Below are 14,143 nucleotides of genomic sequence, written 5' to 3'. Positions count from 1 at the left end.
GGAGACTGTAATAATGGCTAAAGAATTACGTTTTGGCGACGATGCTCGTCAACAAATGCTTGCTGGTGTAAACGCATTGGCTGATGCAGTTAAAGCAACAATGGGTCCAAGCGGACGTAACGTTGTTTTAGAAAGATCATTTGGTGCACCTACTGTAACTAAAGACGGTGTTTCTGTTGCAAAAGAAATTGAATTCGAAAACCGTTTCAAAAATATGGGCGCACAAATGGTTAAAGAAGTTGCTGCTAAAACTTCTGATACCGCAGGTGATGGTACTACTACTGCTACGGTATTGGCACGTGCCATTGTCGTTGAAGGCCACAAAGCAGTTGCAGCAGGCATGAACCCAATGGATTTGAAACGAGGTATTGATAAAGCAGTTGCCGCAGTTACCAAAAAATTACAAGAAATGTCTAAGCCTTGCAAAGACGGTAAAGCAATTGCACAAGTAGGTACTATTTCTGCGAACTCTGATCAAGCAATCGGTTCTATCATTGCTGAAGCAATGGAAAAAGTAGGTAAAGAAGGTGTTATTACTGTAGAAGATGGTAACAGCCTTGAAAACGAATTAGCTGTTGTTGAAGGTATGCAGTTTGATCGTGGTTACATTTCTCCATACTTCATCAACAATCAGCAAAACATGAGTGCTGAGCTTGAGCATCCTTTCATCCTCTTGGTTGACAAGAAAATTTCAACAATTCGTGACATGTTGTCTGTATTGGAAGCAGTTGCCAAATCAGGACGTCCTTTATTGATCATTGCTGAAGATGTTGAAGGTGAAGCATTAGCAACTCTGGTTGTTAACAACATGCGCGGTATTGTTAAAGTGTGCGCGGTTAAAGCACCTGGTTTCGGTGATCGTCGTAAAGCCATGTTACAAGACATTGCTATCCTTACTGCGGGCGAAGTCATTTCAGAAGAAGTGGGTACTAGTTTAGAAAGTGCTACTTTAGACAGCCTAGGCACTGCAAAACGCGTTGTCGTTACCAAAGAAAACACCACAATCATTGACGGTGAAGGTAAAGCGGCTGACATCAATGCGCGTATTACTCAAATTCGTGCTCAAATGGAAGAAACCACTTCTGATTACGATCGCGAAAAATTACAAGAGCGCGTAGCTAAATTAGCTGGCGGTGTTGCCGTCATTAAAGTTGGTGCTGCTACCGAAATCGAAATGAAAGAGAAAAAAGCTCGTGTAGAAGACGCTCTTCATGCAACTCGTGCTGCAGTAGAAGAAGGCATTGTTGCTGGTGGTGGTGTTGCCCTGATTCGTGCGCAAAAAGCATTAGATGGCTTGAAAGGCGAAAATGCTGACCAAGACATGGGTATTAACATCCTACGTCGCGCCATCGAATCTCCTCTCCGCCAAATCGTAGCCAATGCAGGTTATGAGCCTTCTGTTATCGTTAACAAAGTAGCTGAAAGCAAAGATAACTTTGGTTTCAACGCAGCTACTGGCGAATACGGTGACATGGTTGAGATGGGTATTCTTGATCCAACTAAAGTGACTCGTACTGCATTACAAAACGCAGCTTCTGTTGCAAGCTTAATGCTGACCACCGAGTGCATGGTTGCTGATCTACCTAAGAAAGAAGAACCTATGGGTGCCGGCGAAATGGGCGGCATGGGTGGAATGGGCGGCATGGGCGGCATGATGTAAGCTGTTCATTTGCTCAACACTTAAAAACCCGCCTTTTGGCGGGTTTTTTTTGATATGGCTAATAAAGGTGCGTTTGCATTTGATAATTAAGTTGGCCTTGCATAAATTGCAATCGATAAAATGACTAATCCCATCCCGAGGCTTTCTAAGTGACTCAAATGCTCTCCAAGAATTAGCCACGCAAGTATCACTGTAGCGACCGGCATTATGGCCGTTGACAGTGAGGCCATAGTGCCATCGACATGTTGCGCTCCAAAATACCAGAACACATAAAATAGACCTGAGCTTAAACCCAAAATGATGAGGATTAACCATGTCGAGATAGGTAAAGTTAAGGGATTTAAGGAAAAAAATGGAATGAATAAAAGTAAAATTACGGCATTAATCCCATTAATAATGGACGAAATTAAGAAAACGGGAAGACGATTGGTATGAAGCTTACACAAAACATAGTAAGTGGCCTCGGGAAGAAGGGATAGTAAGATAATCGTATCGCCAAAAAAAGAATGGTTTAAGCCAATCTCATGCCATTTGTCCCAAGCAATGACCAAAAGCCCAAGCGTGGCAAAAAGGATGCAAAGCCCTTTTTTCTTTGAAATGTGCTCCTTGAGAATAATCCAGCACATCAAGGCAATGGTAGCGGGTAAAGCACTTGTGATAATGCCGGCAACATTTGCATCCGTGTAGTGAAGTCCTAAAAGCATCAGGCAATTAAATAGGATCCCTGCAGTCAAAGCCTGGGCAAAAATAAAATACCAATCTCGTCTATGAAGTTTGGAAAAGTGATGGTGCAAATCAAACTGCCTTGCAGGAGTCAGCCAGTGGAGAGGGAAGAGAATAACGGCTGCTAAAACAAAGCGCAGGGTAAGTATAAACAAAAGAGGCAAAGAAGAGACAAGACATTTAGAAAAAACAATATTTAGTCCGACCATGGTTTGCGCTAGGATAAGAAAGCAAATTCCTTGTAGAAATAGATAGCTTCTGTTTTTGGCCATAATAAGTCTCAATAAAAAAGTTTATATAACCCCAATAAGTTTTTGTGCGTCCAATTTTTTTAATGGTGAGGTTACAGACTGCACAAGCATATCAGCTATCATGAAAAAGAGTTTTGTCTTCTACACGCATATTGTTTGCATTAAGCATCATTTCACGCCATTGAGAAGGACTTTGGCCGAAGGTATGGGCAAAACACCGGCTGAAAGCAGACACATTTTCATAACCGAGTTGGTAGGCAATGGATGAAATTGAAAGGGTTTCTGTGCTGAGAAGTAGCTGAGCTTGTGAAAGTTTTTTCATTCGCCAGTATTCTGCAACCGTTTGTCCTGTCATTTTCTTAAATCGTCGTTGCAGTTGGCTAGTGCTAAGATGACAGAGATGGGTTAGTCCTTCTAGATTGATTGGTGCAGCAAAATTGTTGTTAATCCACTGTGTTACTTTTAATACTTTTGGGTCGAGTACCGGTGTTAATGATTGTGAGACCAATTTGAACAGCAAATTTTGGATTAAATAATCAGAAAAGCCATCACTATCTTTTTGCAACAAGTAGTTTTGGGCAAAATGCAAAAATTTTATGGCCGAGGTGGTTAGCGTGGGGAATGCAGGCATCAAATTTTCATTGAGAATAGAGTTCGGTGCTTTGAGATCAACAACTAAAAATTGATTTTTTCGACTAGCGGCAAAAGAATGGATTGAATTTGGGGCGATAAAAGCAGCAGTGTTGTCACGAACAAGCCCCGACTGGCAACCATTTTTAAGTTCCAAAACACCCTGAATGGGTAAAACAAGTTGGGCGAAATCGTGGCTATGACTGCAATGATAGGTTTCGTAGGAACGGAGAGATAATTGTCCGTAGTTAGGTATCATGATAGTCACTTCTTATAGTTCAATAAACGGCTTAGTTGATTATTATATCAACAATATTGTCTAAATATGGTATAGTAGTACTTTTTAATCGTCCAGAGAATTTGTTGTATGTCATCTTCTGATAAGTCTAATCCAAATAAGATTACTGCAAAACACAGGAACCCTTCTCGCGCTGTGCGGATAGAGATCTGTTACAGGGTAGCGGAAAGAGAGCCTTTTTTCGATGAAAAGACCCTCAATGAGGAAGATCAAATCCGAATTCAACTGCCTGAACCTGAGTGAGCTTGGGGATATTTCTAAATTGCCCGCCACAATGAATCAAGAAAATACTGGTTCGAATCAGTAAAATTCCTGACGATTTCAAAACCTGTTGCGCGAGCCAGTTTAGCAACCTTGGAAAAGGTATATTTATGCGAAGACTCAACGTGGATTGCTTCAAACTCCTTAAATTTAAATGATTTTTTTAGCGCTTCAATATAAACAATCTGTGCTTTATTGCTGACGAGATAGCTTTCCATTCTTTTCAGATAAACATTATAGGTTCCATAGTGATAAAAAGATTCGGTATTAAAATTGGCTCCAAGCTCATAATTCATACGCCTTAAAAGATTTAGGTTAAATTCGCGGGTAATTCCATCACGATCATTATAGGCTCTCATTAACACATCGATATTTTTGAGTAGATCAAAGCCAATCAATACATAGTCGCCGGGATGAAGGAAGTTTCTCATCATCCCTAAAAACTCTTTAGTTGAATTGATATCAAAATTGCCAATGCTTGAACCCAAAAATAAAACAAAATTACGGTTTTTAGAAGTCGAACCGAGCCATTTGATGCCGTTTAAGTAATCTGCATTAAGAGCAACTGTCTCAAGGTGAGGGAGTTGGTTATTAAACTGTTCGATAATTTGGTTGAGGTATTTTTTTGAAATATCGATTGTGTAATAGCTGAAAGACAGATTATCGGCTAAAAAATAATCGATAAGTAAGCGGGTTTTTATTCCTTCACCTGGACCTAATTCGATAAGATTGAATTTTTCGTTTTTTAATGATGAGGCTAAGTCATTTTTATAAGTATCTAAAATTTCCAATTCACAATTAGTAAGATAATAATCAGGATGACGGGTAATCTGATTAAACAATTCGCTGCCATATTCATCGTAAAAATATTTTGAGTTTATTTCTTTATGTGCTTTTGAAAAACCTATAAGGACATCGTGCGAGAATTCCTGCGTTTCGTCATAAAAAAAATCAGCATCATCGACAGCAAGAGTTTTAAATTTAGCAGACATGATTTTCCCCTAATTATTCTTTGCTAAGCGAATTCCGCTAAACTGCCAGCGTTTTTCTGGTTGAAAAAAATTGCGATAACTTGCCCTAATATGTGATTGAGGCGTAACGCAGCACCCACCCCTTAATACCATTTGATTAGCCATGAATTTGCCATTGTATTCACCCAATGCACCCTTCAAGGGTGCATAACCTGGATAAGGTTGATAAGGACTTGCTGTCCACTCCCATAACTCGCCGAAAAATTGTTGGGGCTGCGCCTGATTTTGTCCTGCTGGCTGTGGATGAAATAAGCCCTTTTCCATAAAGTTATCATTACCTGGCCTGATGTTTTTTAGTGTAACAAAATGTTCCCATTCATCTTCTGAAGCCAATCTTGCTCCGCGCCATCGTGCATAGGCATCCGCTTCATAAAAACTGATATGGCTGACTGGCTCTGCAGGATTTAGTGGTACTAATCCATGTAAGCCAAAAATATGCCATTCGTTATCTTGATGATGCCAATATAATGGGGACTTCCAGTGATTCTTTAAAAGACAATCCCATCCGTCTGAGAGCCACCAGCAAGGTTCTTTATAACCGCCGGCTTCAATGAATTCCAGGTATTCTTCATTGGTGACTAATCGAGAGGCTATGGAGTAGGGAATTAAATATTTTTTATGGATCGGTAATTCATTATCAAAACAAAATTGCCCGCCGCGATAACCAATTTCAACAACTCCCCCGTCAATATCAATAAAATCAAATTTTGATTGGGTCTCGGGAGTCTTTTGAATTTGGATTGAACAATAGGCAGGAAAATTAGGATCAAGAGAAAAATTATGTTTAATATCCATTAACAAGAGTTCTTGATGTTGTTGTTCGTGTTGTAGTCCTAGCGTTACCAAGGGTTGAATTTCCCTCAGCTGTATGTCTGATATTTCTTCGAGCAAAGTCAGCATATGCATATCAATGTGTTTGCGATAAGCATAAATTGTTTCCACAGTCGGTCTTGATAATAAACCTCGTTTAGCACGTGGGTAGGGATTGCCAATTGCTTGATAATAAGAATTAAATAAATAGTGAAAGGAAGGATGAAACGGTTTGTAGTTGGCTAAATATTGCTTGAGGATAAACGTTTCGAAAAACCAACTGCTATGGGCTAAATGCCATTTTGGCGGGCTTACGTCTTCAATGCTTTGGATGACGTAGTCTTCAACTGCCAATGGTTGACATAAGCACTCAGTCTGCTGACGCACAGTCTTGAAGGCTTGGGTAAGTTCCTTTTTCATTTTTGGATCCAACATACGCGACATTACATCAAAGTATAGTCAGATTTTAAGGGAATGAAATTTTGCTAAGAAAAAGATTTCGGACTTTATGACCTCATCTGCTCATAATGTGATGCGATCGAAAAAATATCAATCCAACAAACCTATCTGGCTTTGTCGGGAGAGTAGACAAAACACCTCAGATAACAATATATTGAATCTACATTTCTCACTCCAAAGATATCATCATGTTCAGAAAAACCGCGCCTTGTTTTTTTGCAGTGGTCATTGATGCTTTAGGTTTTGGACTCGTTTATCCAGTGATGACCGCAATCTTTACGGCAGATCATAGCCCGGTATTAAGTACGGATGCGAGTTTGGCAGTGAAACACTTTTATTTAGGATTAAGTTATATTCTCTACCCTTTGTGTATGTTTTTTGGCACTTCATTTATGGGGGATTTATCTGACGTTTGGGGGCGAAAAAAAGTATTATTGTTGTGCATGCTGGGAATAACCATCAGTTTTCTATTAATGGGGATAGGTGTCGCTTTTTCTTACTTGAGCTTATTACTAATCGGCCGGGCGTTTTCCGGTTTAATGGCGGGTAGTCAACCTATTGCTCAAGCCTCAATTGCAGATTTGAGCACCCCTGAAAGCAAGGCTTTAAATATGAGTTTAATCTCCATGAGCTTCAGTTTGGGATCTGTTCTTGGCCCCTTACTTGGCGGGGTCATGTCGGATCAACAATTACTGCCTTGGTTTACTTTTACAACTCCATTTTTAATGGCGGCGTTACTGGCGTTTATCGCTTGGTTTTGGATAGAACTTGGCTATCAAGATACCGTTTTAGCTTTGTCCCATAAGAAAATATCTATTTTCCGTCCCGTTCAAATTTTCATTGAAGCCTTTGAGCATCGATCTGTACGTATTCTGGCACTGGTGTTTTTATTGATGCAAATGGGCTTCAGTCTTTATTTCCAATTCATCATTGTACATATGAAGATTGCTTACAATTACACCAATTGGCAGTTAGGCGCAGTGCAAGGCATGATTGGTTTGGGGTTTGCCATTGGTATTCTTCTTGGCATGCCTTTCTGTGTGAATCGCTATAAAGTGCACCACATCGCTTTCGCTACCCTCATTTTAACCGGACTAGGGCAATTATTGGTTTATGTTATTCCTAATCCTATATTGCAATGGCCATTAGCAGTGGCGATCGCAATTTTTGATATTATGGCCTTTGCTTGCTTATTAACTTTATTCTCTAATGCCGTGGATGCACAATCGCAAGGATGGGTGATGGGAATTTCTGGTGCAGTGATGGCATTTGCCTGGATGGTCACGGGTTTTGGTTCCAATTTGCTATCCCTTATATCCAGTGCTGGGTTGATTGCTGTTGGAGGGATACTATTGCTGGTTTCAGCGCTGCTTTTACTAACCAAACGGCCGAAGAAGGCCTTTGTTTCTTAGAAAACAGTAATTCTTTTGGCTGGATCGACTTTTTTAATTAAGTCTAATGCAATATGCATATTACAATAATTAAGTATCTCTTTCTGGGATTTTAATTCAGATTTTTTCCAAGTTAAGCATTTAACTGGCGTTACTGCGATCACATCCGCTGTTGTTCTATCGCCAGTTAAGAAGCTCATTTCACCAATGAAAGTATTGTTAGAGAGATGATTAATCACTATACCCTCTTTACTGACCTTTACGTCGCCCTCTACTAAATAGAACAACTCCTCTATTGAAGTATCTTGTTTGATTAAATACTCGTCTGGTGAGTAATGTTGATATCTAGCTAATTTTAGCAATCCACAAAAAACTGATCGAGGTAGGGTCGAAAAATGTTGTTTGTATAATAGTTCTTCCGGCCTTGATAACTGATAGATAAAAAATTCATTACGGTAATACAAAAGAATATCAATCAAAACTAATCCAGAATTTAATCCATAAAGATAGATAACAAAATCATAGGCGTAATAAAATTTATATAAAATGCCATTTATGTATCCTAGGAAGATGATAAATAGAAACCATATACTCTTACTTCCATTTATAGTCGACTTATATGATTTTATAATAGAGAAAGGCCAAGCTGCACCAAAACAAAATAGCATAATGATTTCAAATGCATGCACAGATATCTCCTTAATGAATAAGTGCACTTCCTGGCGTTAAATAGTTTAAAGAAAGCTTTTTGTCTTATCCTGCTGCGAAACACTGGATACCGCTTTTATTGTATTGCGTCATCGGTGAACCAATCAAATCTTTCAACGAGGCCTTTTGTTACATTCTGCGTCTTCGGATAGAGCATGTTTCCGTGTTCGCTGGGATTGACAGGATTGGAAAAATCGGACGGAAAATCCTTGTGTTTCAGCAGGGACTGAATCTATCATCATAGGGCTATTATCTTCAGTAGAGTCATCCATTGCATCTGTTATTTCAAGGAAATCCGAATCCACCACTATACAACCATTTTCATCAAGATAGTATTCCTTGGCATCAGCATTGGCAAGATAATCAGTCGATAGGGCAGGTATTTTCTCCTGTTCTTGGGTAATAGGAAGGATATATCGATTAAAAATATCTTCAAAGGTGACTACATAGCCAAGCTTGTCTTGGTAACGGCGAATCACTCGTCCTAGCATTTGTTCTATGTCTTGCCGTGCTGATTTTTGAGAGGGCGGACGTAGGATAAATTCCCATGCCAAGTCAGGGCAATCGAATCCAAAGCGAAGTTTTCTCACTGCAAGTAGGATGCCTGGTTGGTCATTTTTTACAAATTGCTTGGCTTCTTCAGAAGCCAGTGAATTATCACTATGAATGGCATATGCATTTAATCCTGCTTCACGCAATATTTTTTGTGCCTGCTCACACAATTTAATGGATTTTAAATAGATAATGCCTTTAGTTTCTGCCAAAGTAGCCCCTTCTTGAAATCCTGGATGATATTGATTTCTTAGAATTTGCGGAAGCCATTTAATTATAAGATCTACATTTTCCGGTGAGTAGGGGATATTAAGAGTATCTACAATTAAAGGCGCATGGAAAATACCATTAAGCGCTTGTCTAAGACTAAAAGAATACAAATTATTATTGATGACATCCTGAGTAGGAGGGGTTGCACTACTGGCGATAACCATTGGGGGTGCAGAAGGAAGTCCTTCAACTAATTCCTTCACTGTTTTTGTATACTCATGGTATTCGTCTAAAAGAATTAAAGCAGCTTGGTGGATCATCGCCCGGTTCTCATCTAATAGCTTATTAAAACTATCTTCACAGCAAATAATAATGGATTTCTGTTGACGAATGGGTTGATTTTGCAGCAGTGCTCTTACACTGATACTTTGCATATGACTGGACACCGTGATGATATTCTGCGATGGAATGGAAAGCAGGTTATTACTTTTTTTCAAGGTATCATTATAGCGCAGCAAATCCTCATAGAATTGGATTACCAGTTCGATATGCGGAGTGACAATAAAAATGGGTTGATTTGGAGCAGAGGTATGATAGGCCATCAATGCTAGCGTACATTGGATTAGACTTTTACCACTTCCTGTAGCCATGACAATACGAGAAGGGCCTGAATAAGTAGCTGCTGCTTTAATAGCTTGAATTTGGTAGTCTCGCAGCATGGTGGTTGCAAAATCATAATTAAGAATGGCTTTGGCAAAATCTGTTTTAAAGTCGCTGGGGTTTTGAACTAATGCAGGCGTTGAAGACTCCATATCAGGATTCTGATTATTGGCTTTTGCATGGAGACTTAATAAATCAACGTTTTGGATGGAATTTTCCATTCGCTCATGATTTAAGTAGTTTTCTTGAATAATCTGGTTTAATTTCCTAACAGCGCGTTCAATAACCTGGGAAAATGGTGAGGAAATATCCTTACTTGGAGTAGGAATTTCAAAAAATTCTGCTTTTTTCCCTGATGCAGCAAAGAAATTTTGATGATGTTTTGAGCGAAATAGTCCAATTTTTTGTAAAGGGATAATGCCATACCCGGCAATATTTTGTTCTGCAAATAAATAGTGTAGAACTATCTGAAAATAAAAGTCTTCACCCCATTTTTTTGCTTGAGTTGCTTCAGGAAAGAGACAGAATAAATCTTCTTCCTCTTGAAGTTTTTGGCGGATAAGTTGCATATTTATCATAAAAAATTTAGAACCTAGCTCTCCATGCTTCTTTTTATGGCCATTTGCGGTGCCAACACTAAAACTGGCTTTCTGTGCCATCTGATGTCCTAGAAAATCTATTACTGCATCCCAAGAATCAGAGGAAATTATTTCAGGTGAGAAAGATAGCCTCTCAATATTATCATCTAGAAGAGAGAATTTAGGACAGTTCGCGTGGTATGCAAACAAAAAGGCAGCAAGCCGCCGTGCTGTAATACTCCCTAAATCGGTATACTCCCCATTATATTTACTTTCAATTTTACTTATTACCAGTAAATCAAGATGGCTGGAGAGGTGGGGCAGTAACTCAATTACTTCTTCCTCAGTACAAATTAAAGTACAACGGCTTCCTTCCGTAACTGGCACAAGAGCATTCTTTGTACGGCCAGCACAAATAAAAGTGTTCAATGAAGCAAGTTCTAAATCTTTCTTTTCAGTAAGAAGCCTCGCACTGAAAGCAGGGGTTGCAATAGAATGAGTGTAAAAGGAGGTGGAAGCTGAGCTCATATTACAAACGGGTGTAAACGGCAATTTGCGCTGTGTAGAGGTATTGCTATTAACTGGTCTTTGTTCTTCAGGCAACCGTGGATGAGGAGTGCCAGTAATATATTTCGTATGGATACCACCCCGGATATTTTCAATGCTTTTTTGCGTGGGAGCATTGGATGGCTTGGTTGATTCAACAATATTTTCTTGGTTATTTGCTTTTGTATCACCTGTAATAGAGGGGGGATAATTAGTTCGGTATTTTTGCTCCTTGGCATCGTTGTCGGCTTGAGCATAGCCGGGGGCGATATCTTGCACTGAAGCCTGATATTTATTCCGATATTCATCCACTTTATATTGTTTTCCAAATAGAGCATAGATCGAAGCAATTTGGTTCACTGAAATCTGATGCTGGACTCGGTATTCTTCCACTTTGGCATGGTTGTCGGCTTCAGCATAGCCTTTGATGATTTCATATACTGAAGCGAAATGGATGATTTGGTACTCTTCCACTTCGTCATGATATCCGAGACGAGCGTAGCCTCTAGCGATTTCATCCACTGAAGCCTGGTGCTTAATTCGGTATTCTTCCACTTTGTAATGGTTTCCGGCATAGGCATAGCCTTTGACGATTTCATCCACTGAAGCCTGGTGCTTAATTCGGTATTCTTCCACTTTGTCGTGGCTTCCGGCATGAGCATACCCTTTAGCTATTTCATGCACTGAAGCATGATGCTTAATTCGATACTCTTCCACTTTGTCGTGGTTTCCGGTGTGAGCGTAGCTTTTGGCGATTTCATGTACCGAAGCCTGGTGCTTAATTCGGTATTCTTCCACTTTGGTATGGTTTCCAGCATAGGCATAGCCTTTGGCGATTTCATCCACTGAAGCGTGATGCTTAATGCGATACTCTTCCACTTTGTCGTAGTTTCCGGCATGAGCATAGCCTTTGACGATTTCATCCACTGAAGCGTGATGCTTAATGCGATACTCATCCACTTTGTCATGGTTTCCAGCATGTGCATACCCTAGCGCGATTGTATGCACTGAAGTAGGATCTTGAATCTGATATTCTTCCACCTTGTCGTGGTTTCCAGCTAATGCATAGCCTTTGACAATTCCTTTCACTGAAGCATTATGCTTAATTCGATACTCTTCTACTTTGTCGTGGTTTCCTTCGTGCGCATAGATTAAAGCAATTTGGTTCACCGAAATCTGATGCTTGATTCGGTATTCTTCTACTTTGGCATGGTTGTTAGCTTGAGCGTAGTCTTTAATGATTGAGTGTACTGAAATATGATGCTTAGCTCGATATTCCTCCACTTTATCGTGGTTACCGGCATGAGCATAGCCTTTGGCAATTCCTTGCACCGAAGCCTGATGCTTAATACGGTATTCTTCCACTTTGTCGTGGTTCCCTGCTAAAGCATAGCCTTGCGCTATTTCATGCACCGAGACCAGATTATTAATACGGCATTCTTCCACTTTGTCATGATTTCCAACAAACAAATCATACATTAGAGGCTTTAGAGATACATAACTCTGGCTAGTTGTGATGAGCTTAAGGATCTTTTCATAACTCTCTGCTTGGGGGAGAGATGGGAGCTCTTTTGAATTTGCCATATTTATACTCAAAAAAAGAATTTTACATGGTAACATTTTGAGCATAATTACGCCACTGTGGATTATTAATAGACATTATTGGGGCGTAAAGAAAAGATAGATTCTGTCGCAAAAAATGAGTTTTGGTGAGGTAAAATACAGTTATCGCTAATGCGCCAACAGGTTACTCCCTGTCTATAATCAGCCTGAAGTTATTGGATTTATATCATACGAATAGGATTTCTCTCTAGAACCAATCAAACAACTATTATCCTTTTATTTGAATGGATTGATTTTTAGCGAATTATCCGCATTCAAGAGTAGGCAAAGTGTTAAGCTTAAGTCTAAGTAGTGTGGGTCAGTATTCTCCAGAGCTAAATCAGATCAACTTTGATGTCGAAACGGAATGTAATCGGACTATACTTATCTTTAGGTGCGATCTTCAGGAAACAAAATTATGTATGGCGAAAAAGATATAATAAAAGAAGACATTAAAAACATTTTGTACCGCGATGGATTCTCTAGCGACGAATTTAAAATAACCATCGAAAATGGTTCAAGTTACGACCTAAATCAGATAGTTGCTGCCCAAGTATGGATAACCATAGAAAGAAATTCAAAAAAGAAGCGATATGGACTATACCGCACAAACTGGCCCCATGATTTCGTAGTCGATTTAAAAAATGGTTATTTTAACTGATTGAAATCACATGCTTTCTAACCGGATGGCATTTTTTAAAACCAAGACGTAGAAACGAATTAAGTTGCCATTTTACTTAAGCCGGTATAAAAAGGATTAATAGCTGAGGAGCTCCCATGTCGCCGACCGATTAGAAACCGATTATGAGGGTATTTTTAGTGTTTTCTTAAGATAAAAGCCACGTATATTTTGATCCCTTAATTTTTCACCTGCGCTTTTTATAAGGAGGTCATAGAATTTATAATAAACATTTGGATATTGCTTTTTAAGTTTTAGCAAATTTTCCCTCGTCCAGGTGCAAAACTTTACGGTATTTATTGCTTTAACGCTGGCAATACTTGTGCTGTGAGTGAGAAAGCTAATTTCACCAATAATACTGTTTTGTTCTAACTCTGTAATTTGGTTAGTACCCATTAGCACCCAAGCTTTACCCTCTATGAGCACTGAAACATCAGCAATAATGTCTTCCTGGATTAAATAATCATTAGTCGTAGACTTCGGCTGAGCATAGCTCATTAGGATCATAAACTCTCTAGACAAGAATTGTTTAAATTTATTTTCATAAATAACCTTATAGGCTTCTGGGATCGGAGATGGTATTTTTGCATACAGAAGCCGATAAATATGGAGTATATTGATAAGAAGAATCAATATAGAAAAAATAAAACTCGAAAGCATGCCTGGTTGTTGCAAACCAAACATCAGGGTTGCAATCATAAAACAAACTTGGGCGACGCAAACCAAAGCTCTTAATAAGAGCATCGATGTCATTAAATAGCTAATTAATAAAATTATTTGCGCAAGTAAAAATGCAATTGTGATAACCATAATAATCTATATCTCTCTTCTAAAGAGTAATTAGCCCATTGCGCGAAGTATAGATCCCTATTTAGAAATTAGAGACTAGTCATATAACAAATTAGGAACTCAAAAACAAAATTGCCGATCTCATAATTTCAAATTTTTCTATTTTGCCACCTAAAATTATAGTCAATCTGCCGTCTAATCACTGTTAAAAAATTTAAAAAATACCCAAAGAATAATGAGCAAAAATTCTCAATACAAGACAAAAAATCAAAATAAATTAGGTATAAACTGAGAAAGAAATACTT

General features: G+C 38.9%; 10 protein-coding genes. 3 read left to right on the top strand and 7 right to left on the bottom strand.

Going from position 1 to position 14,143, the window contains the following annotated elements; all coding sequences use genetic code 11:
• Positions 1 to 10 precede the first annotated feature (10 nt).
• Positions 11 to 1,660, top strand: a complete 1,650-nt coding sequence (gene groL, locus LMI_RS11110) for a chaperonin GroEL (RefSeq protein WP_172838929.1) — start codon at positions 11 to 13, stop codon at positions 1,658 to 1,660.
• A gap of 86 nt (positions 1,661 to 1,746) precedes the next feature.
• On the opposite strand, the gene LMI_RS11105 is transcribed toward groL, so the two are convergent.
• From LMI_RS11105 to egtB, 4 genes are all read right to left on the bottom strand, one after another.
• A complete protein-coding gene (locus tag LMI_RS11105) occupies positions 1,747 to 2,655 on the bottom strand; it encodes a DMT family transporter (RefSeq protein ID WP_082050738.1) in 909 nt (302 codons plus the stop codon).
• Between the two features lie 91 nt (positions 2,656 to 2,746).
• On the bottom strand, positions 2,747 to 3,523 hold the full coding sequence (locus tag LMI_RS11100) for a helix-turn-helix domain-containing protein (RefSeq protein ID WP_045099859.1): 777 nt from the start codon (positions 3,521 to 3,523) through the stop codon (positions 2,747 to 2,749).
• 296 nt (positions 3,524 to 3,819) lie between these two features.
• Positions 3,820 to 4,815 carry an L-histidine N(alpha)-methyltransferase gene (egtD, locus tag LMI_RS11095; protein ID WP_045099858.1) on the bottom strand — a complete coding sequence of 332 codons (996 nt, stop codon included), beginning with the start codon at positions 4,813 to 4,815 and terminating at the stop codon, positions 3,820 to 3,822.
• A gap of 9 nt (positions 4,816 to 4,824) precedes the next feature.
• Positions 4,825 to 6,084 (bottom strand): ergothioneine biosynthesis protein EgtB, encoded by a 1,260-nt coding sequence (egtB, locus tag LMI_RS11090; protein WP_083012577.1) that lies wholly within the window; start codon positions 6,082 to 6,084, stop codon positions 4,825 to 4,827.
• A 227-nt stretch (positions 6,085 to 6,311) separates the two neighbouring features.
• On the opposite strand from egtB, the gene LMI_RS11085 reads away from it, so the two are divergent.
• A complete protein-coding gene (locus LMI_RS11085) occupies positions 6,312 to 7,535 on the top strand; it encodes an MFS transporter (protein ID WP_045099856.1) in 1,224 nt (407 codons plus the stop codon).
• Here LMI_RS11085 and LMI_RS15420 read toward each other — a convergent pair.
• Together LMI_RS15420 and LMI_RS11075 are read right to left on the bottom strand one after the other, a co-directional pair.
• The gene (locus LMI_RS15420; protein WP_064102975.1) at positions 7,532 to 8,203 is read right to left on the bottom strand and encodes a cyclic nucleotide-binding domain-containing protein; all 672 of its coding nucleotides are present in this window, start codon (positions 8,201 to 8,203) and stop codon (positions 7,532 to 7,534) included. The two genes, LMI_RS11085 and LMI_RS15420, sit on opposite strands and share 4 nt — an antisense overlap.
• 132 nt (positions 8,204 to 8,335) lie before the next feature.
• Positions 8,336 to 12,352: a DEAD/DEAH box helicase gene (locus tag LMI_RS11075; RefSeq protein ID WP_058393278.1), complete on the bottom strand. Its 4,017-nt coding sequence runs from the start codon at positions 12,350 to 12,352 to the stop codon at positions 8,336 to 8,338.
• A gap of 436 nt (positions 12,353 to 12,788) precedes the next feature.
• Between LMI_RS11075 and LMI_RS11070 the strand changes: the two genes are divergently transcribed.
• A complete protein-coding gene (locus LMI_RS11070) occupies positions 12,789 to 13,031 on the top strand; it encodes a hypothetical protein (protein ID WP_045099854.1) in 243 nt (80 codons plus the stop codon).
• 141 nt (positions 13,032 to 13,172) lie between these two features.
• Here LMI_RS11070 and LMI_RS11065 read toward each other — a convergent pair whose 3' ends face one another.
• On the bottom strand, positions 13,173 to 13,859 hold the full coding sequence (locus tag LMI_RS11065) for a cyclic nucleotide-binding domain-containing protein (protein ID WP_045099853.1): 687 nt from the start codon (positions 13,857 to 13,859) through the stop codon (positions 13,173 to 13,175).
• Positions 13,860 to 14,143 lie beyond the last annotated feature (284 nt).

This window comes from Legionella micdadei, from assembly GCF_000953635.1.
GTDB lineage: Bacteria > Pseudomonadota > Gammaproteobacteria > Legionellales > Legionellaceae > Tatlockia > Tatlockia micdadei.
This window is presented reverse-complemented; position numbering and strand designations above follow the sequence as displayed.

Coding starts and splice junctions, on each gene's coding strand:
- LMI_RS11105 (WP_082050738.1), bottom strand. CDS start 2,655: ATGGCCAAAAACAGAAGCTATCTATTTCTACAAGGAATTTGCTTTCTT.
- LMI_RS11100 (WP_045099859.1), bottom strand. CDS start 3,523: ATGATACCTAACTACGGACAATTATCTCTCCGTTCCTACGAAACCTAT.
- egtD (WP_045099858.1), bottom strand. CDS start 4,815: ATGTCTGCTAAATTTAAAACTCTTGCTGTCGATGATGCTGATTTTTTT.
- egtB (WP_083012577.1), bottom strand. CDS start 6,084: ATGAAAAAGGAACTTACCCAAGCCTTCAAGACTGTGCGTCAGCAGACT.
- LMI_RS11085 (WP_045099856.1), top strand. CDS start 6,312: ATGTTCAGAAAAACCGCGCCTTGTTTTTTTGCAGTGGTCATTGATGCT.
- LMI_RS11075 (WP_058393278.1), bottom strand. CDS start 12,352: ATGGCAAATTCAAAAGAGCTCCCATCTCTCCCCCAAGCAGAGAGTTAT.
- LMI_RS11070 (WP_045099854.1), top strand. CDS start 12,789: ATGTATGGCGAAAAAGATATAATAAAAGAAGACATTAAAAACATTTTG.
- LMI_RS11065 (WP_045099853.1), bottom strand. CDS start 13,859: ATGGTTATCACAATTGCATTTTTACTTGCGCAAATAATTTTATTAATT.